The organism is Aeromonas sp. 600774 (genome assembly GCF_049175075.1).
In the GTDB taxonomy this organism is placed as follows: domain Bacteria; phylum Pseudomonadota; class Gammaproteobacteria; order Enterobacterales; family Aeromonadaceae; genus Aeromonas; species Aeromonas veronii_A.
Map to the genome: position 1 here is coordinate 71,144 of NZ_JAAKUJ010000001.1, position 23,083 is coordinate 94,226.

The following is a 23,083-nucleotide window of genomic DNA, read 5'->3' on the forward strand; positions in this document are numbered from 1 at the left end:
TTGCTACGGCTATCCAAAGGTCCGGCTTAAGTCCTTGAGCTGGCTCGCTTTGGTCTGCAAGTTGGCGCTGGTTTCACTGACCTGATCGATTTTGAGGCTATTATCGTGAGAGAGCGAGGATATCTGGTTGATATTGCGGCTGATCTCCTCGATGACCGCTTGTTGCTCGGTAGCTGCGGCGGTTATCTGGTTGGAAAAATCAGAGACCTTGTCTATCTCGACCACAACCTGATTGAGGTTGCCGGTACTTGCCTGGGTGGTGGCGAGGCAGGCGTTGGTTCTGGTCACATTGAGATGCATCATCTCTTTCCATTCCCCCAGGGTTTGCTGGATATGGCCAATGCTGTTCTGGATTTGCTCTGTCGCCTTATGGGTTCTGGTCGAAAGGCTGCGTACCTCGTCTGCCACCACCGCAAAGCCGCGCCCCTGATCGCCAGCCCGCGCAGCTTCGATGGAGGCATTGAGCGCCAGCAGGTTGGTTTGATCCGCAATACCGCGAATTTCGCTCATTATGCTGCCGATACGCTCGGATTCACTTGCCAGTTCGACGGCTGACTGAAAGGCTTGCTCCGCCTGGGTTGCCAGCGCCGACATTTCTTCTCCCGCTTCCGAAAGCTGCTCGCTGGTGGTGATGCAGTGGCTGCGGGCCTCTTCGATCTGGTTGCTGCTGTCCTGAATGTTGCGGCTAATCTCTTCGGCAGCCGATGCCATCTGGGTGACTGCGGTGGCGACTTGCTGAATTTGCATATCCTGTGCGGAGATATCCTGGCTGGCCAATGCTGCCGAACCGCTCAAGTTGTTGGCCATGGCGTTGAGCGAGACAGTCGTGTCATCGACCCTTCCCAGCACGGTACGGATTCTGGCTTGCCACAGCTTGATATGGAAATCGGCAATGCTATGGGGTGCATCCCCCGAGAAGATGAGGCGGCTAATGCTGTCGTAGTCTTGCTCGAGCTGCTGCAAGTATCGCGGCGTGCGGAAGAGAGAATTACGGTTGAACCAGATGGCGGTCAACAGGGGAATGATGATCCAGAGCGCTTGCAGTGGTGGGAGTAGCCAGCCTGCGCTGATAACACAAACTAACAGCAGGGGGATGGTCATCATGGTTGGCGTGATCAGGCGCTGTCCCATGTGAATGGCAGAGCCGGTTTCGCGGGCTTTAAGAGCCTTGTACATCTTGCTGGCCCGCTCTTTGTGCTCCGCAGTGGGGCGACAACGGACGGATTGATAACCCACCATCTTGCCATCTTCATAAATCGGGGTGACGTAGGCATCTACCCAGTAATAGCGACCATCTTTGCAGCGGTTCTTTACCATGCCTCGCCATGGCTTGCCCGCCTTCAGGTGGGCCCAGAGATCGGCAAATGCTGCTTTGGGCATGTCGGGGTGGCGCACCAGGTTGTGATGCTGCCCCAGCATCTCTTCCAGACGATAGCCTGCCACCTGACAGAATGCCGGATTGGCATAGGTGATGTCCCCTTTGAGATCGGTCGTCGATACCAACTGCACATTATCGGTAAATTCAACCTCGGTATCTGTGGTGTGAAGTGTACTGGTTACCATGTTCAGGCTCCGGTTTTGCCATAACGGAATGCTTCGCCTGAGTATGGCAGAGGATGTTCATTTATTGTGTTGTTACACATTAACTCTTGTGCTACTGCGTGGGGACGGGACGGGTCTCACATTTTTACAGCGCGGTTTGGCGAGGAAAGGCAAGCCAAGTAACATGGCGTGACTTATGGCTGTGCAGCGAGACAGGTAACGCAATGAAGTTGGATGCGATTTTATGGGATTATGACGGTACTCTGGTCAATTCGGTGCCGAAGAATATCGATATCACCAAGCAGATCCTGGCTGAGGTCGCCCCCCATCTGACCGGAGAACATCTGCCGCGCTATCTGCGCAGCGAAGCGGAGTATCACCATGCCAATCACTCCGCCAAGAACTGGCAGGCGCTCTATATGGATTACTACGGTTTGTCGCGGGACGAGATGGTGCTGGCTGGCAGTCTGTGGGCCAAGCATCAGGAGATGAACCGGACCGAGGTGCGTTTTTTTGCGGGGCTGGAGGCGGTGATTGACCATTTCTCTGCCATTCCCCACGGAATTTGTTCGCAGAACTCCCAAAAGAACATTCGCCGGGTACTGGAGCTGCATGGCGTGAACAGCCTGTTCAAGGCTGTGGTCGGCTATGATGACGTGCCCGGACAGCAGCAAAAACCTCATCCTTTCGGTGGCCTCAAATGTCTGGAGTCTATCTTCGGCCCAGCCAGGTGCCAGTCGCTGATCTATATCGGTGACCATGAAGCGGATGTGCAGTTTGCCCGTCATTTGCAAAGGGCGCTTGGCGAGCAGAGCCGTGTGATCTCGGTGGCTGTCGCCTATAGCTGCGCGACCCCGGAGCGCTGGGAACACCAACCCGACCATATCGCCCGTGACGTCGAGGATCTGCTCCCCATTATCGGGCAATATCTGTAACGCCGGTTGCAGATTGTCGTACGGAACATGCAAAACGCCGATCAGTTGATCGGCGTTTTGTCTATGGGATGCCTGATGGTTTCACACTCTGCTGGCTTAACACCCTGTCTGTTTAATGATGGGCGACTTAAAACAACAGTTGCGTCAGGTAGCCCATCAGGATCGCCATACCGAGTATCACGGTAAGGAAGGCCGCAATCATCGGGGTTCTGAACATGGATTTGAGCAGGATCACCTCGGTCAGACTGGCACCGGCACTGCCGATGATCAGCGCCATGACGGCGCCCATTCCCATCCCTTTGCCCAGCAGTACCGACGCCAGCGGGATCACGGCCTCGGCGCGGATGTAGAGCGGGATCCCGACGATGGCGCTGAATGGAATGGCCAGCGGGTTGTCGGCGCCAGCATGGGCGGCGATCCACTCGGCCGGAATAAAACCGTAAATAAACGAGCCGATGAGCACCCCCAGCAGCAGGAAGGGCAATACCGTTTTGAACTGCTGCCAGGCATCGATGCGAGCTTTGACCCAGGCGGTGGGGAGCTGTGGCGCTCTGGTCAGGGCAGCCGTGCCATCGCCGCAGCAGGGGAGGGTAGCCTGTTCTGCCATCTCTGGTTGCGGAGCCGGGCAGCACGCCGTCCCCTTGAGTTGTTTGATTGCGCGAATGGTACCGCGTTGGTTGTCACTGCAATTTGTTTGAGTTGTGGCGCGGGTCGCCGGGCCACAGTCGCTACCGCAAGAGGGGGTGGCCTCTTTGGGGTCGATGACGTGGCGCTCGAACCCGAGCCTGTCGAGCAGCATGCTCGCCATGACGGAGACGCTGGCGGCGATCACGGCGTAGAGCAGGGTCACTTTCCAGCCGAAGGTGGCCCACATCAAGCCGACGATGATGGGGTTCAGCAGTGGCGAAATAAACAGGAAGGTGAGGGTGGGGCCAAAGCCAGCTTTGGCCGAGAGCAGCCCTCTCAGCATGGGGATGGTGGAGCAGCTGCAAAAGGGGGTGACGGCACCGAGCAGGGCCGAGAGCAGATAGCCCTTGCCATGGCGCGCCCCCAGCATCCGCTGGATCTTCTCGTCGGGGATCTTCTGGCGGATCAGGCTGACCCCGGCGCTAATGACCAGAAACAGCACCGACAGCTCGACAGCCAGAAACAGGAACATCTGGGCTGCATCGGTCAGCATGGTTAACCACTCATTCATTGTCGTATCCTCACTTGGTTTCTATATTTCCAAAATAATCGAAATGAATGGCCGGTCAAGATATTTCTGGTATTATCGAAATATCAAATTTGTGGAGGGCGCAGAGATGCAACTGGAAGAGGTCGCCAAGGCATTGAAAGAGCTGGGTCATCCGACCCGGCTGTTTATCTTCAAGCATCTGGTCAAGGCGGGAGAGCAGGGGCTGCCGGTGGGGGAGCTGCAAAAGCAGCTGGCGATCCCCGCTTCTACCCTCAGCCACCATATCGCGGCGCTGGTCTCGGTGGGGCTGGTGAAGCAAAACCGGGAGAGTCGCACCCTGCTTTGCGTCTCTCAATACGCGGTGTTGGAGGAGATCATCGCCTTTTTCCGTGATGAGTGTTGCGTCAATAGCCCGGAGCATCGGCAAGATCAAAGGCAAGAGCTGCCTTCCTGAGGGCTATGGCTGCTAGTAGTGCGGTCAGTTGCGCTGAGCGCAATAAAAAACGCCGATCATGTGATCGGCGTTTTGCATTGTTTTTCTCAGCTACGGGCATTAACCCAGATTGGCTGCGACCTTGCTTTGGGCTTGTCCCTTGCGCTTGATGACAAAGCCAATGCCCAGTACCACCAGCCAGGCGGGGATCAGTTCGACTGAGATGCGGAAATCGGGGGTCATGTACATGATCACCAGGATACCAGCCATGAACGCGAGGCAGAGGTAGTTGCCGAAGGGATACCAGAACGCCTTGAACTTGGGCTGGACGCCTTCTGCGACCTTGGCCTTGCGGAACTTGAGGTGCGCGAGGCTGATCATCGCCCAGTTGATCACCAGTGCGGAGACCACCAGCGCCATCAGCAGGCCGAACGCCTTGCCCGGCATCAGGTAGTTGATCAGCACGCAGAGCAGGGTGGCGATGGCCGAGACCGAGAGGGCAACCAGTGGCACGCCGCTCTTGTTGGTCTTGAGCAGGGCTTTCGGGCCGTTGCCCTGTTTGGCCAGACCGAACAGCATCCGGCTGTTGCAGTAGACGCAGCTGTTGTAGACCGACAGTGCCGCTGTCAGCACCACGATGTTGAGTACGGTGGCGACCAGATTGCTGTCCAGAGCGTGGAAAATCATCACGAACGGGCTGCCGCCTTCCACCACTTTACCCCAGGGATAGAGGGACATCAGGATAGCCAGGGCGCCGATGTAGAAGATGAGGATGCGGTAGATCACCTGATTGGTGGCCTTGGGAATGCTCTTCTCGGGATTGTCCGCTTCGGCGGCGGTAATGCCCACCAGCTCCAGACCGCCGAAGGAGAACATGATCACCGCCATCGCCATCACCAGACCGCTGATGCCGTTGGGGAAGAAGCCCCCTTGTGCCCACAGGTTGGTGACGCTCGCCTCGGGTCCGCCGGCACCGGAGAGGAGCAGATAGCCGCCAAAGCCAATCATGCCGATGATGGCGACCACCTTGATGATGGCGAACCAGAACTCCATTTCGCCAAACGCTTTGACGTTGGAGAGGTTGATGGCGTTGATCAGCACGAAGAAGAAGGCTGCCGACATCCAGGTCGGGATCTCGGGCCACCAGTACTGGACATAGATGCCCACCGCGGTCAGCTCGGCCATGCTCACCAGCACGTAGAGCACCCAGTAGTTCCAGCCGGACGCAAAACCGGCAAACTCGCCCCAGTATTTGTAGGCAAAGTGGCTGAAGGAGCCGGCTACCGGCTCTTCCACCACCATTTCACCGAGCTGGCGCATGATCAGGAAGGCGATAAAGCCACCGATGGCATACCCCAGCAGGACTGAGGGGCCTGCCATCTTGATGGTTTGGGCAATGCCCAGAAAGAGGCCGGTGCCGATGGCGCCGCCCAAAGCAATCAACTGAATGTGGCGGTTTTTAAGGCCGCGCTTCAGCTCCTCACCGTCTTGTTTCAAATCCATGGGTCTGTCCTTACGTCTCTGTTGTCTCTGGTCGGTGTTGGGCTCATCCTGAGCAGGCCGCATTGCGTAGCCAAAACCTGACGAAATCTGTATTTATTTCGTTACGCCATGCCGTTTTCAATTTTTAATGTTGGCTGGCAACCGAAGCAGAATAGTGATAATCCGCCATGAATGCACCTATTTTCCATCTCTAATGGCCGTATTTTGTACCAAAGGCAGCTTTTTCATGATTTGAAGAGGCTTCTTGGTAGTTTTTGGTTGATGTTTGTGCAATCGAATTCTGTTTTGTTGACATTTTGTCTTGTTGGTGTGCTTTTGTGGTGCCAAGCCACAAATGGATGCAAATGATGCCAAACAAGCAAGAGTACAGGGAAGAGTGCAGGGAGTTGGAGTACAGAGAGCGCGAAAGCGTGCTGCAACAAGGGGTTGCCCGGGGTGTGCTGGTGGCGCTCTGGTTAGGGATTGCTGCCAGTCCGCTGTTGTTGCTGGTGGCCGCGATTATGTTGCTGGGTTGGCTGTTACTCGGTGATCAGGAGTTGCTGCACTACTGGCAGCCGCTGTTGCTGATTGGTGGGGTAACGGGGGCGCTCGTTGGCGGCTGGCTGGCGGAGCGGGTTCGCCTGCGCCACGGTTTGCTGGCCTTCTATGCCCGGTTGATGAACAACCCTGAGCTCAATCGTTAGTTAACGCTGGCTGTTTGCCGAGCGCAGCAGAACGGAATCGAATAGCAGCTAACTGGCAGCGGGTGACAAGGGCACAACGGCAAGGTCGACAAGAAGAGGGATAAGCATTTGTGGTGCTTATCCCTTTTTTATCCATGCTTTTCACTGTCATCTATGTGAATTGCAGTTAGCAACAGCTGACTTTCGCCGCGACACTGTAATTTTTATCTTTTGTTGATGCCGATAGCTGTCAAGCTGGATTAACAGAGCTGGCGGCGCAGACCGGTCGCCTCGAGAACCTTGGCGCTGATCTCCTCCACCGAGTGGGAGCTGGTATCGAGGAAGCGTATCGCCTCCTGGCGAAACAGCCTTTCCACGCAGGCCAGCTCTTGCTCGCACTGTTCGATGGAGGAGTAGCGGCTGTTAGCGCGGCGCTGGTTACGGATCTCGTGCAGCCGCTGCGGCGCTATGGTGAGGCCAAACAGCTTGTGACGGTTGGCCTTGAGGGGGGCGGGCAGCTCCAGCATCCCCATGTCCTGCTCGATAAAGGGGTAGTTGGCGGCGCGAATGCCAAACTGCAGCGCCAGATAGAGGCTGGTGGGGGTCTTGCCGCAGCGGGAGACCCCGATCAGGATGATGTCCGCCTCATCGTACTCTTTGGTGGTGATGCCATCGTCGTTGGCCAGTGCGAAGTTGACCGCCTCGATGCGATCGTCATAGAGCTTGCGATTCTCCATACCGTGGGTGCGGTGGAGGCGGGGCTCGGCTTTTACCCCCAGCTCCTGCTCCAGCGGGCTGACGAAGGTATTGAGAAAGTCGTGGCCGCACGCCTCCGATTTCAGTACCTCTTCCCGTACCAGCGGGTCGACGATGGTGTGAAACAGGATGGGGCGTACCCCGGTCTGGCGGAACTGCTCGTCGATCCGCATCCGTACCTGACGGGCTTTCTCCAGTGTCTCCACAAAGGGGATAGTGATCTGCTCGAAGGCCAGCGGAAACTGGCTCAGTACCGCGTGGCCGAATACTTCGGCGGTGATGGCGGTGCCGTCTGAAACATAAAATACGGTGTGCACGTAGGGCTCCTGTGATACCGCGGGTGGGATCGCATGGGGTAAAGGGTGAGAAGTATCTCCCGAAACCATATCAGTTTTGTCAACCAGTCTGCTGTGCCCAAGTTGTGAAGTGGCTTGCAAACCTGAATCGTTATCTTTTTGTGTCGCCATTGTAGAATGTTCCGGTCATTCGACCATCCCCAATGCTTGCTCGGGGATTTTTTTGAAAACCAATAGAAAACGTTTTCATGGTCGTTGGCAACAGAAGAAACAGACAATAACGCACCTGACTTACCCATAACCTCATCGATTAAATCGGGCGCACGAGGTGCTATGGCATCGGTGCCCACCAACCTGGAGACATCCAAGTGCAACAGTACGTGCTCTGGTACGAACAACTCGGAATGCAGGACGTAGAACGAGTTGGCGGCAAGAACGCATCCCTTGGCGAGATGATCAGCAACCTCTCTGGCGCCGGCGTATCCGTGCCGGGGGGCTTTGCCACCACCGCCTTTGCGTTTCACGAGTTTCTGGAGTCAAGCGGCCTCAACGGCAAGATCCACCATCTTCTCGACAATCTGGACGTGGACGATATCGCCGCCCTCAACCGGGCCGGTCAGCAGATCCGCGACTGGGTGATCGAAGCCCCGTTCCAGCCCGAGCTGGAGCAGGCGATCCGGGTTGCCTATGAAAAGTTGAGTGCAGGAGTCGAGGCCTCGTTTGCGGTGCGATCCTCCGCCACCGCCGAGGATATGCCGGACGCCTCCTTTGCCGGTCAGCAGGAGACCTTCCTCAACGTACGTGGCATTGATGCCGTCATGACGGCGGTCAAGCATGTGTTTGCTTCCCTGTTCAACGATCGCGCCATCTCCTATCGGGTGCATCAGGGCTATGACCACAAGGGCGTTGCCCTCTCGGCCGGGGTGCAGCGGATGGTGCGTTCCGATCTCGCCGCCTCCGGCGTCATGTTTACTCTGGATACCGAGTCCGGCTTCAACGACGTGGTTTTTATCACCGGGGCCCATGGTCTTGGCGAGATGGTGGTGCAAGGGGCGGTCAACCCGGACGAGTTCTATGTGCACAAGCCGACCCTCAAGGGGGGGCGCCCGGCGGTGGTGCGCAAGACCCTCGGCTCCAAGCTTATCAAGATGACCTATTCGGACGATGCCGGTCACGGCCGTCAGGTGAAGATTGTCGACACCGATGAGGCCGAGCGCAGCCGCTTCTGCATCAGCGATGAGGAGGTGATGGCGCTGGCGAAACAGGCCCTTATCATCGAGCAGCACTATGGCCGCCCGATGGATATCGAGTGGGCTAAGGATGGTCAGGATGGCCAGCTCTATATCGTGCAGGCTCGCCCGGAAACCGTGCGCAGCCGTCAGGAGGCCAACACCCTCGAGCGTTTTGCACTCAAGCAAGCGGGTAAGGTGTTGATCGAGGGGCGTGCCATCGGCCACAAGATTGGCGCGGGCCCGGCGCGGGTCATCTCCTCCATCAGCCAGATGGACGAGGTGCAACCCGGCGACGTGCTGGTGACTGATATGACCGATCCGGACTGGGAGCCCATCATGAAGCGGGCCTCCGCCATCGTCACCAACCGTGGCGGCCGCACCTGCCATGCTGCCATTATCGCCCGCGAGCTGGGCATTCCGGCAGTGGTGGGCTGTGGCAACGCCACCGACCATATTCAGCCGGGCCAGCGGATCACCGTCTCCTGCGCGGAAGGGGATACCGGTTTTATCTATGACGGCGAGCTGGACTTCGATGTGGCAGTGACCGAGGTGGGCAATATGCCACGCCTGCCCATCAAGATCATGATGAACGTCGGCAACCCGGACAGGGCGTTCGACTTTGCCCAGTTGCCTAATGCTGGCGTAGGACTGGCACGCCTTGAATTCATCATCAACCGGATGATCGGCGTGCACCCCAAGGCCTTGCTGGAGTTTGACCAGCAAACCCCAGAGCTGCAGGCCACCATCGGCAAGATGATCGCCGGTTACGACAGCCCGCGGGAGTTCTATGTGGCCAAGCTGACCGAGGGGATCGCCACTCTGGGGGCCGCCTTCTGGCCGGAGCGGGTGATCGTGCGGATGTCGGACTTCAAGTCCAACGAGTACGCCAATCTGGTGGGCGGTCGTGGCTACGAGCCCCACGAGGAGAACCCGATGATCGGTTTTCGTGGCGCATCCCGCTACATCGCCGACAGCTTCCGCCCCTGCTTTGCCCTCGAGTGCGAGGCGATCAAGCGGGTGCGCGATGTGATGGGATTGACCAACGTCGAGGTGATGATCCCCTTCGTGCGCACCGTGGGCGAGGCGGAGCAGGTGATCGACATCCTGGCCGAGAACGGTCTGCGCCGTGGCGAGCGGGGGCTCAAGGTGATCATGATGTGCGAGATCCCGAGCAATGCCCTCTTGGCAGACAAGTTCCTCGAACACGTGGACGGCTTCTCCATCGGTTCCAACGACATGACCCAGCTGACCCTTGGGCTGGATCGGGACTCGGGGCTGATTGCCCACCTGTTCGACGAGCGCAACGAGGCGGTCAAGGCACTGCTGTCGATGGCGATTCAGGCCGCGCGCAAGGCGGGCAAGTACGTGGGGATCTGCGGTCAGGGGCCATCTGATCACCCGGACTTTGCCGCCTGGCTGGTGGAGCAGGGGATCGATTCGGTGTCTCTCAACCCCGATACCGTGGTCGATACCTGGCTCTATCTGGCGGAGCAGCATGGTGCCAAGTAAGTCACTATCGACATGAGTGATTAGAAAGGGGGGCCTAATGGCCCCCTTTTGATCGCTATTATCTTATGTTTTGCCCTTGGGCTTATTCCACCAGGCTCATGCCGGGGATCTGGCGCCAGTAGCCGTTGCAGTCACTTCCTTGCTGCAAGGAGAGGGGAGCCTGGCCCTGCCGGTTGACTTTGAAGCGGGCCAGCATCACCAGCGTCTCCATCCCTTGCGGCGAAAGCCTGACCACATCTACCAGACCTTCCATACCAGCCAGCTCGTTACCCAGGTTGTAGCAGTAACCGGACTGGGTCTGGATCCCGTTGAGATTGAACACCCGCTGCCCCTCGCGGCTGTTGGCCAGTCGTCCGGTGGGGTAGTTGATGCAGGCGAGCTCGCAGTTGTCTTTCGGTTTGTCAAGGGAGCGGGCGGTGAAGCAGCGCGCCGAGTAGGCGAGCGGCAGATGGCCGTAGGCAAACACCTCCACCTCAAATTGGTCGCGCAGGGGGCCCAGATCCTGATTGAGCTGGATCAGCCAGTCACGGGAGAGCTCCACCGGCATGACCCAGCGTTTCATCCCCTGTTTGAGCAACATGCGCAGCACATCGGCGTTATAGGCGTTGATGGCGGGACCACAGACGAAGGGGATCCCTGCCTCCCTGGCGAGTTGCACTGTACCGAGATCGTTGGCTTCGACCATAAGATCGCCATTGTCGACCAGTCGCTTCACCTCCTTGAGCTCGGAAGGGGCGGAGATAAGGGCGAGGGTCGAGAGCACCACCTGCTTGCCGGAGCTGGCCACCTGACGGGCCAGTGCAATCCAGTCATCGACTTTGAGTTCGCGCCGCTTGCTGCAGACTGTCTCCCCCAGATAGATGATGTCGGCCTGACTGTCGGCAGCGGCATGGTAAAAAGCTTCGGTATCGGCTTTGGGCCAGTAGAAGAGCAGAGGCCCGAGAGAAAATTGCATGGGTGGACTCCTTATTGCCACTGACGATGGTAGGCACCGAGGGTAGTCTGGCTACCTTCGGAGACGCGGGCGAGCTGGGCATCCCACTCAGCTTTAACCTGATAGGCCTCGGGATTGGCCTGATAGGCATCGATGGCTGCACGCCAGACCCGGGTCACTTGCTCCACATAGGCGGGGCTGCGCTGGCGCCCTTCAATCTTGACCGACTGGATCCCGGTCTTGAAGAGCTCGGGCAGGAGACCCAGGGTATTGAGACTGGTGGGCTCTTCCAGCGCGTGGTAGGTCTGGCCATCCACGTCGAAACGCCCCTTGCACAGGGTCGGATAGCCAGCATTTTCGCCCGGGCCATAGCGGTCGATCAGCACCTCGTTGAGCCGCGACTCGAGACCATTCGGGGTCTCTTCCCAACGGACGAACTTGGCCGGTGAGCAGGCGCCGACGGTGTTGGGACTCTCGCCAGTCATGTAGGAGGAGAGATAGCAGCGCCCCTCGGCCATGATGCAGAGGCTGCCAAAAGCGAATACCTCAAGGCCAACATCGGTCTCGCGGGCCAGCTGCTTGACCTGATGCATGGAGAGCACCCGGGGCAGCACCACCCGTGTGACATTGAATTGCTGCTGATAGAAGCGAATGGCGGCGGCATTGGTGGCGCTGGCCTGCACCGAGACATGGAGTTCCATCTCGGGGTAGTGGCGGCTGGCATATTCCAGCACGGCGAGATCGGCGATGATTAACGCATCGGCGCCGAGGGCCACCCCGCGATCAACCGCCTGTTTCCATCGAGTATCGGCCCCGGGATGGGCAAAGGTATTGATGGCAATATGCAGCTTGCGACCATGTTGATGCACATAATCTACCGCCTTCTCCAGTTTGCTGTCGGTAAAGTTGAGACCGGCAAAGTGGCGGGCATTGGTGTCATCCTTGAAACCGATATAAACGGCATCGGCCCCGTTATCCACGGCGGTTTTCAGTGCCGGCAAACTGCCTGCCGGACAGAGTAATTCCATTGGTACGCTCCGAGAGTGCATATGAAGGGCAAACGAGCCCTGATTGTATGCAGCCATGCACTCCCGCTTTTTGACCTGAGGCAGCTTTGTGTGGCTTTACCCTTCTTGAGGTAACCCTGCACAAGTTTGATTTCCAACAGGATCTTGACACTCTCCCTGTGTTTGAATGCGCAAAAAAGGGAGTCTATCGTGTTTCAACAACTGCAACGCCGCCTGGTCGAACAGGCTCCGCGCTTCTTGCGCCATCCCCTCAAGCTGGTTCCCTTCAATCTGCAAAAGCAGCTGATGGAGAGTTTGCTGGCCCGGGTTTTCAAAGAGGCTATCGAAGATGGCGATTTCGAGTTTCTGGCAGACAAGTGGCTGAAAGTCGAAGTCTCTGATCTGGAGCTGTGCTGGTTTATCAGTGAGCAGAATGGCCAGCTGGTGGTGGCTCGCGAGTGTGACAAGGCCGATGTCTGCTTCAGCGGTACCGCCAACGACCTGATCCTGATTGCCGGTCGCAAAGAGGATCCGGATTCGCTCTTTTTCCAGCGCAAGCTGAAGATAGAAGGGGATACCGAACTGGGCCTTGAGGTGAAAAACCTGATGGACAGTCTGGATCTCGATGGCTTGCCAAGCCTGATGAAGTATCCCCTGATGGATCTGGCGACGTTTATCGAACGGGCCCGTACCGCGTCAGCGCAGGCTCCGGTGCAGACGGCGCCGGGCGGGATCCCGTCTTAAGTGGACAATCACCCCATGGGCATGGCGACGATAATGGTGCCGTGCCCAGAGGCAACGACAGGCCCACAGACAGGGCACCAAGGCGATGAGTGCCGCAGGGGCGGGCAGCTGTGACATGGCTAGCCCCGCAGCCAGCCAGATGAAGGGCTGCGCTTCATACAGCCACTCCGGCTGTAGCCAGCGTTTGCTCGGAAAGATAATCAGATCGGTACGTCGGTAGCTGGAGCGCATCATCCAGGTCACCGCTCCGGCGATAAACAGTAAGGCTCCTGCAAACCAGAGCAGGGGCTGATCACTCAACGTAATAATGGCAATGGCTGCCAGCAGGTAGAGGCTGGGCAATCTCTCATAGATAAAGGGAGGAAGCATGGCGCGGTGTCTCCTGTGCCGTTTATCGGATATCCATCAAGTTTAGTCCCCCCCTCTCACTTCCCTCATGCTGGTTTGTTATACAAACGGGTGGTTTTGTTCTGAAATGGCTCGGCTTTTACGGTGCCAACATCGTGTTCTCTTATGTTACAATTGCGCGCCATTTTTGACTGAAGATTGACTGGGCATGTTGGATCAGATTCGTATCGTTTTGGTAAACACCTCTCATACCGGCAACATGGGGTCTGCGGCACGTGCCATGAAGACCATGGGGTTGACCCAGCTGGTATTGGTTGATCCGCAAGCCTTGCCGGATGACAATGCCTTCGCCCTGGCGGCTGGTGCCAGCGATGTGCTTGCCAATGCCCGTATCGTCCCGACACTGGATGACGCGATCGCCGATTGTGGTCTGGTGATTGGCACCAGCGCCCGCTCGCGAACCCTGAGCTGGCCTATGCTCGATCCCCGTGAGGCCGGCGAAAAGTCGGTGGTCGAGGGGATGCAGCACCCGGTTGCGCTGGTGTTTGGTCGTGAACGCACCGGTCTCACTAATGACGAGTTGCAAAAGTGCCACTACCACGTGGCCATTCCGGCCAATCCTGATTACAGCTCCCTCAATCTGGCCATGGCGGTGCAGACCCTCTGTTACGAAGTGCGGATGCGCTGGCTGCAGGGGCAGGCCGCCGAGCCTGAAGAGGAGATGGCCTATCCGAGTGCCGCCCAGCTGGAAGGGTTTTATCAGCACCTGGAACAAACCCTGATGAAGACCGGTTTTATTGCCGATGACCATCCGGGTCATGTGATGAGCAAGCTGCGTCGCCTGTTCAATCGAGCTCGGCCGGAAGCTGCTGAGCTCAACATTCTGCGCGGTATTCTGACCTCGGTGCAGAAAGCGCGCATACCGGATTAATCCGACTGATTTACTCAACCATATACTTGACTGATTTGGTCGGGTATGTGACCATGTGCCCCATTAAATTGCTTCGCAAGACGGTAAGGCACATGAGACTGACTTCAAAAGGACGTTACGCTGTAACCGCCATGCTCGACGTGGCGCTGCATGCAGAGCAGGGGCCCGTCCCCCTTGCCGATATTTCCGAGCGCCAGGGCATCTCGTTGTCCTATCTCGAGCAGCTCTTTGCCCGCCTGCGCAAACATGGTCTGGTGAGCAGCGTGCGTGGCCCAGGCGGTGGTTATCGCCTCGGGTTGGCCCCAGGCGAGATTTCGGTTGGTCAGGTGATCACCGCGGTCGATGAGTCGGTCGATGCCACCAAGTGCCTCGGCAAGGGCGGCTGCCACGGTGGTACCCAGTGTCTGACTCACTCCCTGTGGCGCGACCTGAGTGAGCGGATCTCCAGCTTCCTCGGGGATATCACGCTGGCCGAGCTGGTACGCCAGGCCGATGTGCGCCGCATTGCCGGCAAGCAAGATGAACAAATGAAGACCGTGTTGTCCCTGGTTGATCGGGCAGAACACGGCGATGTGAGCTTGAAAGTCCAACTATAAACGTGCTTTCCACAGCGGGACTCTGTATGACCCGGACTGTGACGGAGAAAAACATGAAACTGCCTATTTACCTTGATTATTCGGCAACCTGTCCGGTGGACCCGCGTGTCGCAGAAAAAATGATGCAGTGTCTCACCATGGATGGCCTGTTCGGCAATCCGGCTTCCCGTTCTCACCGCTTTGGCTGGCAAGCCGAAGAGGCGGTGGATCTGGCCCGTAATCAAGTGGCAGATCTGATCGGTGCCGATCCCCGCGAGATCGTCTTCACTTCCGGTGCGACCGAATCCAATAACCTGGCCATCAAGGGGGTTGCCCACTTCTATGCCAGCAAGGGCAAGCACATCATCACCTCCAAGACCGAACACAAGGCGGTGCTCGATACCTGTCGCCAGCTGGAGCGTGAAGGGTTCGAGGTGACCTATCTTGAGCCGATGCCCAACGGCCTGTTCACTATCGAGATGATCGAGAATGCCATGCGTGATGACACCATCTTGGTCAGCATCATGCATGTGAACAACGAAATCGGTGTGGTTCAGAACATTGCCGCCATCGGCGAGTTGTGCCGTTCCCGCAAGATCCTGCTGCACGTGGATGCCGTTCAGAGTGTGGGCAAGATCCCGGTAGATGTGGAAGCACTGAAAGTGGATCTGCTCTCCGTCTCAGCACACAAGGTGTATGGTCCGAAAGGGATCGGTGCACTGTTTGTTCGCCGTAAACCCCGCGTTCGTCTGGAAGCCCAGATGCACGGTGGCGGCCACGAGCGCGGCATGCGTTCCGGTACTCTGCCGACCCACCAGATCGTCGGGATGGGCGAAGCTTTCCGCATCGCCAAAGAAGAGATGGTGAGTGAAGGCGAGCGCATCTTGGCTCTGCGCCAGCGTCTGTGGAATGGCATCAAGGATATTGAAGCCGTCTACATCAATGGCGATCTGGAGCAACGTGTTCCGGGTAACCTCAACGTCAGCTTTGCCTATGTGGAAGGGGAATCCCTCATCATGGCGCTGAAAGATTTGGCGGTCTCTTCCGGTTCGGCCTGTACCTCCGCCAGCCTGGAACCCTCCTATGTGCTGCGCGCACTGGGTCTGAACGACGAGCTGGCACACAGCTCCATCCGTTTCAGCATGGGTCGCTTCACCACCGAGGAAGAGATTGACTACGCGGTCAAGCTTATTCGTGACTCCATCGGTCGTCTGCGCGAGATGTCCCCACTGTGGGAGATGTACAAAGACGGCGTCGATCTGAACACGGTCGAATGGGCTCATCACTGATCCACCGGGTCAGTGAGCAACAGAATTAGCAGGAGTGAGATATGGCTTACAGTGAAAAAGTAATCGACCACTACGAGAATCCTCGCAACGTCGGTGGTTTCGACAAGAATGATCCCAGCGTTGCAACCGGCATGGTCGGTGCGCCCGCCTGTGGTGACGTGATGAAGCTGCAATTGAAGATCAGCGACGAAGGCATCATCGAAGATGCCAAGTTCAAGACCTACGGCTGCGGTTCCGCCATCGCCTCCAGCTCCCTGGTGACCGAATGGGTCAAGGGCAAGACCCTGGACGAAGCGGCTGGCATCAAGAACACCGATATCGCCGAAGAGCTGGCTCTGCCACCGGTGAAGATCCACTGCTCCATTCTGGCCGAGGACGCCATCAAGGCTGCTATCGCCGATTACAAGCAGAAGAAAGGTCTCTAAGCGCCGGAGAGCAGTATGGCTATTACCATGACAGATGCCGCCGCGGCACGGGTTTCCTCTTTTTTGGCTAACCGGGGCAAGGGCATTGGCCTGCGCCTCGGCGTCAAAACCACCGGTTGCTCCGGTCTGGCCTACGTGCTTGAGTTCGTTGATGAACTGACCGATGAGGATCAGGTGTTCGAGCAGCAGGGCGTCAAGATTATTGTCGATGCCAAGAGCCTGATCCATCTGGATGGCACCGAGCTGGATTTCGTCAAGGAGGGCCTCAACGAGGGCTTCCAGTTCAACAATCCCAACGCCAAAGGCGAGTGTGGTTGCGGCGAAAGCTTCAGTGTCTGAGTTGTTTGACGTCAATGATCCTTCGTCTGTGGTTGAGCGGGTTGCCCATGACCCGTTCAACCACATCTCATTTGCCAAGGGCGAGTGAGGTTGTGGCGAATGTTCCCAAGAGGTTTGCATGAATCATTTCGAGCTGTTTGGGCTGGTTGAAGGCTTCGAGCTCGATACCCGTCAGTTGGCTGATACCTACCGCCAGCTGCAAACCCAATTCCATCCTGATCGTTTTGCCACCGCCCCCGAACGGGAGCAGCTGGCTGCGGTGCAACGTGCCGCCCAGATCAACGAAGCATTCACCACCCTCAAGGCGCCGCTACGCCGTGCAGAATATCTGCTCTCCCTGCGTGGCACTGATATCCGTGGTGAACAGCAGACCCTGCAAGATACCGCATTTCTGATGCAGCAGCTGGAGTGGCGCGAGCGTCTGGCCGATCTGAAAGATGACGCCGACCCTGAGCGCGCCATCAAGGATTTTCGCAGTGAGATCAGGCATGATCACCAGATGTTGATGCAGCAGCTGACCGAGTCTCTTGCCGCCGGTAAAGATCTCGTTGCCGCTGATTGCGTTCGCAAACTCAAGTTTGTCGACAAGCTCCTTGAAGAGCTGGAACGATTCGAAGACTCGCTTCTCGAGTCTTGATCCTTTAACGCTGGAAGTTTCATTACCCATGGCATTACTGCAAATCGCCGAACCCGGCCAGAGCGCTGTTCCTCATCAGCACAAACGTGCCGTCGGCATCGATCTCGGCACCACCAACTCTCTCGTCGCTGCGGTTCGCAGCGGTCACGCTGATACTCTTTGCGATGAGCAAGGGCGCGACCTGCTCCCGTCAGTGGTGCACTATCAAAGCGACGCCATTCGAGTGGGGATTGATGCCAAGCGCGAAGCGGCACTCGATCCTCACAATACCATCGTCTCGGTCAAACGGATGATGGGCAAGGCGCTGGCCGATATTGATACTCGCCAGCAGCCCTACCAGTTCATTGCTGCCGACAATGGCATGCCGCAACTGCAAACCCGTCAGGGGCTGGTCAATCCGGTGCAGGTCTCGGCCGAAATTCTCAAAAAGCTGGCCGAGCGTGGCGCCCAGACTCTCGGGGGCGATCTCGATGGCGTGGTCATTACCGTGCCGGCCTATTTCGATGATGCCCAGCGTCAGGGCACCAAGGATGCCGCCCGTCTGGCTGGTCTGCACGTGCTGCGCCTGCTCAACGAGCCGACTGCGGCCGCGATTGCCTATGGCCTTGACTCCGGTCAGGAAGGGGTGATCGCGGTTTACGATCTGGGGGGCGGTACCTTCGATATCTCTATCCTGCGTCTGCATCGCGGTGTGTTTGAAGTGATGGCGACCGGCGGTGATTCCGCCCTCGGCGGTGATGACTTCGATCACCTGTTGGCGGACTGGATCAAGGAACAGGCGGGCCTCACCGGTGAGCTGGATGCCCATCTGCAGCGCGAGCTGCTGGATGTGGCCGCTGCCGTCAAGCACGGTCTGACCGATGCCGAGCAGGTGGCGTGCACCTTTGCGGGCTGGCAGGGTTCAGTGAGCCGTAGCCAGTTTGATGAGCTCATCACCCCGCTGGTGAAACGGACCTTGCTGGCTTGTCGCCGCGCCCTGCGCGATGCGGGCCTTGAGCAGGTGGAAGTGCTGGAAGTGGTGATGGTTGGTGGCTCCACCAGGGTGCCGCTGGTGCGCGAACTGGTGGGCGAGTTCTTCCAGCGCACGCCGTTGACCAGCATCGATCCGGACAAGGTGGTCGCCATCGGCGCCGCCATCCAGGCCGATATTCTGGTGGGCAACAAGCCCGATGCCGAGATGCTGTTGCTGGACGTTATCCCCCTGTCGCTGGGTCTGGAGACCATGGGTGGCCTCGCCGAGAAGGTGATCCCGCGCAACACCACCATTCCGGTTGCCCGCGCCCAGGAGTTCACCACCTTCAAGGATGGTCAGACCGCCATGGCCATTCACGTGGTACAGGGTGAGCGCGAGTTGGTCGCCGATTGCCGCTCCCTGGCACGCTTTACCCTGACCGGTATTCCGCCGATGGCCGCCGGTGCCGCCCATATTCGCGTCACCTTCCAGGTGGATGCGGATGGTCTGCTCTCGGTGAGCGCCATGGAGAAATCCTCCGGCGTGCAGGCCGAGATCCAGGTCAAGCCCTCTTACGGGCTGGCGGAGCAGGATATCCTCAACATGCTGAGTGCCTCCATCGAGAACGCCCAGCAGGATATGGATGCCCGCATGCTGGCCGAGCAGCAGGTTGAAGCCGATCGGGTGGTCGAGAGTCTCAATGCGGCGCTTGCCGCCGATGGTGATGCCCTGCTCAATGCAGCCGAGCGTGCCGAGATTGATGCCGCCATCGCCCATCTGCTGATCATGCGCAACAGCGGCGCAACCCATCAAATCAAAGAAGCCATTGAGGCAGCCGATGCTGTCAGTGGCGAGTTTGCAGCCCGCCGGATGGATGCTTCCATCCGCAAGGTGCTGACCGGACAAAACGTCAACAAGGTGTAATATGCCAAAACTGATCATTCTTCCTCATCCCGTACTCTGTCCGGATGGCGCCGCCCTCGAGGGGCAAAGCGGCGAGACCATTCTGGATGTGGCGCTGCGCAATGGTATCGAAATCGAGCATGCCTGCGAGAAATCCTGTGCCTGCACTACCTGCCACTGCGTGGTGCGCGAGGGCTTTGACTCGCTCGAGCCAAGCGACGAGCTGGAAGACGACATGCTGGACAAGGCGTGGGGGTTGGAGCCGGAATCCCGTCTCAGCTGCCAGGCAAAACTGGCGGACGAGGATCTGGTGGTGGAATTGCCCAAGTACACCCTGAACCTTGCCTCTGAACGCCATTAATTACACATGAGTGAATTGCACGTGCAGCATCCTGTGGTGCTTCAGTGATATGGTGGAAGGCCGTGACCCTCGGGGGCACGGCCTTTTTTGTATTCGTTATTCTCTCTTTGCTAATAAGCTCTTTCCCATAAAGAGTGCTTATACATAGTGCCAGTAAAAAGGAAGCAAACACGATGGCTGACATGATGAAGGTAGCGTTATCCACCCAGGCTGCGGCTACCTATTGGGGCGAGGGCGCCCAGCTCAGTTTCAATGGCGACGAGGCACTGATCCATCTCGGTGCCGCCGGTCAGGAGAAGGATGTCCTGCGCACCGTTCAGCGCGCTGCCCGTCGCCTCGAATCGAGCGGGATCAAGCGGGTGACGCTGGCTGGAGAGGGGTGGGATCTGGAGCGTCGCTACGCGTTCGCCCAGGGGTTCTACGCCGCCAAGGGAGCCCGTGAACTGGATTTCGGCCAGCAGAGCGACGCGGACGCCCGTGAACTGAATGCGCTGCTCAAGGCTGCTCGCTGGGTACGTGACATCACCAATGGCTGTCCGGAAGAGATCTACCCCATGAGTCTGGCGGAATCGGCCCTGTTGCTTATTCGTGGTCTGGCCGGGGATCAGGTTACTGCCCGCATCACCGCCGGTGAAGCGCTACGTGAGTCTGGCCATATCGGGATCTGGTCGGTTGGCCGTGGCAGCGAGCGCGAGCCTGTGCTGCTGGAGCTAGACTACAACCCGACCGGTGATCGCCATGCGCCCGTGGTGGCGGCGCTGGTGGGCAAGGGGATCACTTTTGATTCTGGCGGCTACTCCATGAAGTCCTCTGACAACATGCTGCCGATGAAGTCCGACATGGGCGGCGCCGCCATGGTCACCGGCGCGCTGGCGCTGGCCATCAGCCGCGGTTTGAACCAGCGGGTGAAGCTCATTCTCTGCTGCGCCGAGAACCTGGTCTCCGGCCACGCTTTCAAGCTGGGCGACATCCTTACCTACAAAAACGGCATTTCGGTCGAGATCCAGAACACCGATGCGGAAGGGCGTCTGGTGCTGGCCGATGGCCTGATGGCGGCCTCCGACAGCGGTGCAGCTTTTATCCTTGACGCAGCCACCCTGACCGGCGCCGCCAAGATGGCGCTGGGGCGCGACTACAATGCGGTGTTTGCCCTCGATGAGACCGAGCAGCAGCGCGCACTGGCCGCCGCCAAGGTGGAAAACGAGCAGGCGTGGGCGCTGCCGCTGGAGCCCTGGCATGCCAGCCAGCTCACCTCGGCCTTTGCCGATCTGGGCAACGTCGCCTCAGCCGAAGGCACGGCCGGTGCCACCACGGCTGCTGCGTTCCTTTCCCGTTTCGTACGTGATGAGGGCAAGGGTTGGGTGCACCTGGATCTGGCGGCCTCTTATCAGAAATCGGGTAACGATCTCTGGGCAACCGGCGCCAAGGGGCACGGTCTGCGCACCATCGCCCGCTGGCTGCAGGAGGTGACCGCATGAATGTCTGGTTAAGTCGTGAATTTGCACCGGCCGAGTGGGGGGAGGGGGCGCTGCTCTCTCACCGTGCCGACGGCATGGTGATCCATCTGGTGACGGCCAATCCGCTGCTCGATATCCAGCAGGCGGCCCGTCGCCTCTGCCAGCAAGGGATCCAGAAAGTGACCCTGGCTGGTCATTGGGAGCGTGAACAGCAGTGGGCATTTGCACAAGGGCTGCAAACCCCCAAGGCGGAGGTGCAACTGCAGTGGGCCATGTCCTCGGAAGAGGACCGAGAGGAGCTGGAAGCGCGCTGGCTCTGTGGCCGCTGGGTGCGCGAGATGACCAATGCCACCCCGGAGCAGTTGGGCCCGCTGGAGCTGGCGGTGGAAGCGGCCTCCTTTATTACCGAGCTGGCGCCGGACAAGGTGAGTCATCGCATTTTGAAAGGTGAAGCGCTGCAACAGGCGGGCTGGGTCGGCCTCTATCAGGTGGGCCGCGGCAGTGCGCGCGAACCGGTATTGCTGGAGCTCGACTTCAACCCGGGACGTGACCCCAAGGCGCCGGTAGCGGCAGCGCTGGTGGGCAAGGGGATCACCTTTGACTCCGGCGGCTACTCCATGAAGAGCTCCGAGGGGATGCTCACCATGAAGTGCGACATGGGGGGCGCGGCGATTGTCACCGGTGCACTGGCGCTGGCCATGCTGCGCGGGCTCGACAAGCGGGTGAAGCTGATCCTCTGCTGCGCCGAGAACCTAGTCTCCGGCCACGCCTACAAGCTGGGCGACATCCTCACCTACAAGAACGGCACCACGGTCGAGATTGTGAATACCGATGCCGAGGGGCGGCTGGTGCTGGCCGACGGCCTGCAACTGGCGAGCGAGTCCGGCGCACCGCTGATCATCGATGCCGCGACCCTGACCGGCGCAGCCGTGATGGCGCTGGGTGGGCGCTACAATGCTCTGTTCGGCCTCGACAAAGGGTTGGTAAGCCGGGCCATGACCTATGCCGATGCTGAGCATGAGCCTGCCTGGCCGCTGCCGCTGGAGCCCTGGCACCGCCAGCAGTGCCCCTCCCATTACGCCGACACGGCCAACAGCCGTCCGGTGAAGGGGGGCGGGCCGGGTGGCGCCTCCAACGCTGCGGGTTTCCTCTCCCGTTTCGTTGCCAACGAAGGGATGGGCTGGTTGCATATCGATCTGGCCGCCTGCTTCAGTGACAACGGCGATGCCCTCTGGGCGCCGGGGGCCAATACCCTGGGGATGCGCACCATAGCGCGGGCCCTGCTGGCGGAAGCCAAATAGGCGAGACAAGGCACCTTCGGGTGCCTTTTTCATGCTGTTCGAATTGTGAACAAAAGATGGGGTTTTGGCGGCTTAAGGTAACTATCGTGCGCAAGCGCACATATTTTCCGGCTCTGCTCGGTCAAGATGAGTGTGGATGTTGATTGCAAGGGAGTGATGTTTAATAAAAAGTTGCTCGTTTGTGTGTTTTTCCGGTTTTTGTTTACGTATAATCGCCAGCGAACATGGATTCTAACAATAAAACTCTGTAGTTAAGGAAAGATATCAATGGCCATCGAACGTACCTTCTCTATCGTTAAACCGGATGCTGTCAGCAAGAACCTGATCGGTGCCATCTATAGCCGTTTCGAAAGCGCAGGCTTGAAAGTGGTGGCATCCAAAATGCTGCACATGAGCAGTGAACAGGCTGCCGGTTTCTATGCCGAGCATCAGGGCAAGCCTTTTTATGACAATCTGGTCAGCTTCATGACCTCTGGCCCTGTCATGGTGCAGGTGCTGGAAGGGGAAGACGCCATCCGTCGCAATCGCGAGATCATGGGGGCTACCAACCCGAAAGAGGCGCTGGCTGGTACCTTGCGTGCCTGTTATGCCGAGAGCATCGATCGCAACGCAGTGCATGGCTCCGATGCACCGGCATCCGCAGCCCGCGAAATTGCCTACTTCTTCTCTGACAACGAGATCTGCCCGCGCGGCTGATTTTTGTGGATGATGACCCAAGGGAGCCTCGGCTCCCTTTGTTGTTTTCGCCGTTTACGCAATATCCCTCTATTCTCCAGGTGGAAAGCCAGACCCATTATTTGTACAATGCCGCCCCCTGACGTCGTCAGCCAATAAT

The 23,083-nt window shown here is 58.3% G+C and carries 23 protein-coding genes; 16 read left to right on the top strand and 7 right to left on the bottom strand.

Annotated elements, in window-relative coordinates:
* Window positions 1–9: 9 nt before the first annotated feature.
* Entirely contained in the window at window positions 10–1,563 is a 1,554-nt protein-coding gene (locus G5171_RS00355; RefSeq protein WP_216978550.1) for a methyl-accepting chemotaxis protein, read from the bottom strand.
* A 203-nt stretch (window positions 1,564–1,766) separates the two neighbouring features.
* Here G5171_RS00355 and G5171_RS00360 point away from each other — a divergent pair, with 203 nt between their 5' ends.
* Window positions 1,767–2,477, top strand: coding sequence for an HAD family hydrolase (locus tag G5171_RS00360; RefSeq protein WP_421259650.1), 711 nt, complete (start codon window positions 1,767–1,769; stop codon window positions 2,475–2,477).
* Window positions 2,478–2,604: 127 nt separating this feature from the next.
* Here G5171_RS00360 and G5171_RS00365 read toward each other — a convergent pair whose 3' ends face one another.
* Window positions 2,605–3,675, bottom strand: coding sequence for a permease (locus tag G5171_RS00365; RefSeq protein WP_216962066.1), 1,071 nt, complete (start codon window positions 3,673–3,675; stop codon window positions 2,605–2,607).
* Between the two features lie 106 nt (window positions 3,676–3,781).
* On the opposite strand from G5171_RS00365, the gene G5171_RS00370 reads away from it, so the two are divergent.
* Entirely contained in the window at window positions 3,782–4,108 is a 327-nt protein-coding gene (locus G5171_RS00370) for an ArsR/SmtB family transcription factor (RefSeq protein WP_005344826.1), read from the top strand.
* Between the two features lie 99 nt (window positions 4,109–4,207).
* Here G5171_RS00370 and G5171_RS00375 read toward each other — a convergent pair whose 3' ends face one another.
* The gene (locus tag G5171_RS00375; RefSeq protein WP_005352966.1) at window positions 4,208–5,590 is read right to left on the bottom strand and encodes an amino acid permease; all 1,383 of its coding nucleotides are present in this window, start codon (window positions 5,588–5,590) and stop codon (window positions 4,208–4,210) included.
* A 386-nt stretch (window positions 5,591–5,976) separates the two neighbouring features.
* On the opposite strand from G5171_RS00375, the gene G5171_RS00380 reads away from it, so the two are divergent.
* Window positions 5,977–6,273 carry a hypothetical protein gene (locus G5171_RS00380; RefSeq protein ID WP_421259651.1) on the top strand — a complete coding sequence of 99 codons (297 nt, stop codon included), beginning with the start codon at window positions 5,977–5,979 and terminating at the stop codon, window positions 6,271–6,273.
* Between the two features lie 239 nt (window positions 6,274–6,512).
* Here the strand turns inward: G5171_RS00380 and ppsR are convergent, their stop codons facing one another.
* Window positions 6,513–7,325 (bottom strand): posphoenolpyruvate synthetase regulatory kinase/phosphorylase PpsR, encoded by an 813-nt coding sequence (ppsR, locus tag G5171_RS00385; protein ID WP_005344832.1) that lies wholly within the window; start codon window positions 7,323–7,325, stop codon window positions 6,513–6,515.
* 347 nt (window positions 7,326–7,672) lie between these two features.
* Here ppsR and ppsA point away from each other — a divergent pair, with 347 nt between their 5' ends.
* Window positions 7,673–10,045, top strand: coding sequence for a phosphoenolpyruvate synthase (gene ppsA, locus G5171_RS00390; RefSeq protein ID WP_421259652.1), 2,373 nt, complete (start codon window positions 7,673–7,675; stop codon window positions 10,043–10,045).
* Between the two features lie 82 nt (window positions 10,046–10,127).
* On the opposite strand, the gene G5171_RS00395 is transcribed toward ppsA, so the two are convergent.
* Both G5171_RS00395 and ubiU read right to left on the bottom strand, forming a co-directional pair.
* On the bottom strand, window positions 10,128–11,000 hold the full coding sequence (locus G5171_RS00395) for a U32 family peptidase (RefSeq protein ID WP_323935154.1): 873 nt from the start codon (window positions 10,998–11,000) through the stop codon (window positions 10,128–10,130).
* A gap of 11 nt (window positions 11,001–11,011) precedes the next feature.
* Entirely contained in the window at window positions 11,012–12,007 is a 996-nt protein-coding gene (gene ubiU / locus G5171_RS00400; RefSeq protein WP_042080116.1) for a ubiquinone anaerobic biosynthesis protein UbiU, read from the bottom strand.
* Window positions 12,008–12,196: 189 nt separating this feature from the next.
* Here ubiU and ubiT point away from each other — a divergent pair, with 189 nt between their 5' ends.
* Window positions 12,197–12,730, top strand: a complete 534-nt coding sequence (gene ubiT / locus G5171_RS00405) for a ubiquinone anaerobic biosynthesis accessory factor UbiT (protein ID WP_101530750.1) — start codon at window positions 12,197–12,199, stop codon at window positions 12,728–12,730.
* Here ubiT and G5171_RS00410 read toward each other — a convergent pair.
* Complete coding sequence (locus G5171_RS00410; RefSeq protein ID WP_005359788.1) at window positions 12,683–13,099, bottom strand: hypothetical protein; 417 nt, start codon at window positions 13,097–13,099, stop codon at window positions 12,683–12,685. The two genes, ubiT and G5171_RS00410, sit on opposite strands and share 48 nt — an antisense overlap.
* Window positions 13,100–13,286: 187 nt before the next feature.
* Here G5171_RS00410 and trmJ point away from each other — a divergent pair, with 187 nt between their 5' ends.
* The 11 genes from trmJ to ndk all read left to right on the top strand — a co-directional run bounded on the left by trmJ (window position 13,287) and on the right by ndk (window position 22,944).
* The gene (trmJ, locus tag G5171_RS00415) at window positions 13,287–14,009 is read left to right on the top strand and encodes a tRNA (cytosine(32)/uridine(32)-2'-O)-methyltransferase TrmJ (protein ID WP_407957894.1); all 723 of its coding nucleotides are present in this window, start codon (window positions 13,287–13,289) and stop codon (window positions 14,007–14,009) included.
* Window positions 14,010–14,101: 92 nt separating this feature from the next.
* Complete coding sequence (gene iscR, locus G5171_RS00420; RefSeq protein WP_026035025.1) at window positions 14,102–14,605, top strand: Fe-S cluster assembly transcriptional regulator IscR; 504 nt, start codon at window positions 14,102–14,104, stop codon at window positions 14,603–14,605.
* A 53-nt stretch (window positions 14,606–14,658) separates the two neighbouring features.
* Complete coding sequence (locus G5171_RS00425) at window positions 14,659–15,873, top strand: IscS subfamily cysteine desulfurase (RefSeq protein WP_013723838.1); 1,215 nt, start codon at window positions 14,659–14,661, stop codon at window positions 15,871–15,873.
* A gap of 41 nt (window positions 15,874–15,914) precedes the next feature.
* Entirely contained in the window at window positions 15,915–16,298 is a 384-nt protein-coding gene (gene iscU / locus G5171_RS00430; RefSeq protein ID WP_005333813.1) for a Fe-S cluster assembly scaffold IscU, read from the top strand.
* A 15-nt stretch (window positions 16,299–16,313) separates the two neighbouring features.
* Entirely contained in the window at window positions 16,314–16,637 is a 324-nt protein-coding gene (iscA, locus tag G5171_RS00435) for an iron-sulfur cluster assembly protein IscA (RefSeq protein WP_005333812.1), read from the top strand.
* A gap of 118 nt (window positions 16,638–16,755) precedes the next feature.
* Complete coding sequence (hscB, locus tag G5171_RS00440; RefSeq protein ID WP_042013204.1) at window positions 16,756–17,274, top strand: co-chaperone HscB; 519 nt, start codon at window positions 16,756–16,758, stop codon at window positions 17,272–17,274.
* A gap of 28 nt (window positions 17,275–17,302) precedes the next feature.
* Entirely contained in the window at window positions 17,303–19,150 is a 1,848-nt protein-coding gene (hscA, locus tag G5171_RS00445) for a Fe-S protein assembly chaperone HscA (protein WP_288728017.1), read from the top strand.
* Window position 19,151: 1 nt separating this feature from the next.
* Window positions 19,152–19,490, top strand: coding sequence for an ISC system 2Fe-2S type ferredoxin (gene fdx, locus G5171_RS00450; RefSeq protein WP_005333808.1), 339 nt, complete (start codon window positions 19,152–19,154; stop codon window positions 19,488–19,490).
* A 173-nt stretch (window positions 19,491–19,663) separates the two neighbouring features.
* Complete coding sequence (gene pepB, locus G5171_RS00455) at window positions 19,664–20,968, top strand: aminopeptidase PepB (RefSeq protein ID WP_421250294.1); 1,305 nt, start codon at window positions 19,664–19,666, stop codon at window positions 20,966–20,968.
* On the top strand, window positions 20,965–22,248 hold the full coding sequence (pepB, locus tag G5171_RS00460) for an aminopeptidase PepB (protein ID WP_005359802.1): 1,284 nt from the start codon (window positions 20,965–20,967) through the stop codon (window positions 22,246–22,248). The genes pepB (G5171_RS00455) and pepB (G5171_RS00460) overlap by 4 nt, the downstream gene beginning before the upstream one ends.
* Before the next feature lie 267 nt (window positions 22,249–22,515).
* Complete coding sequence (gene ndk / locus G5171_RS00465; RefSeq protein ID WP_005333805.1) at window positions 22,516–22,944, top strand: nucleoside-diphosphate kinase; 429 nt, start codon at window positions 22,516–22,518, stop codon at window positions 22,942–22,944.
* Window positions 22,945–23,083 lie beyond the last annotated feature (139 nt).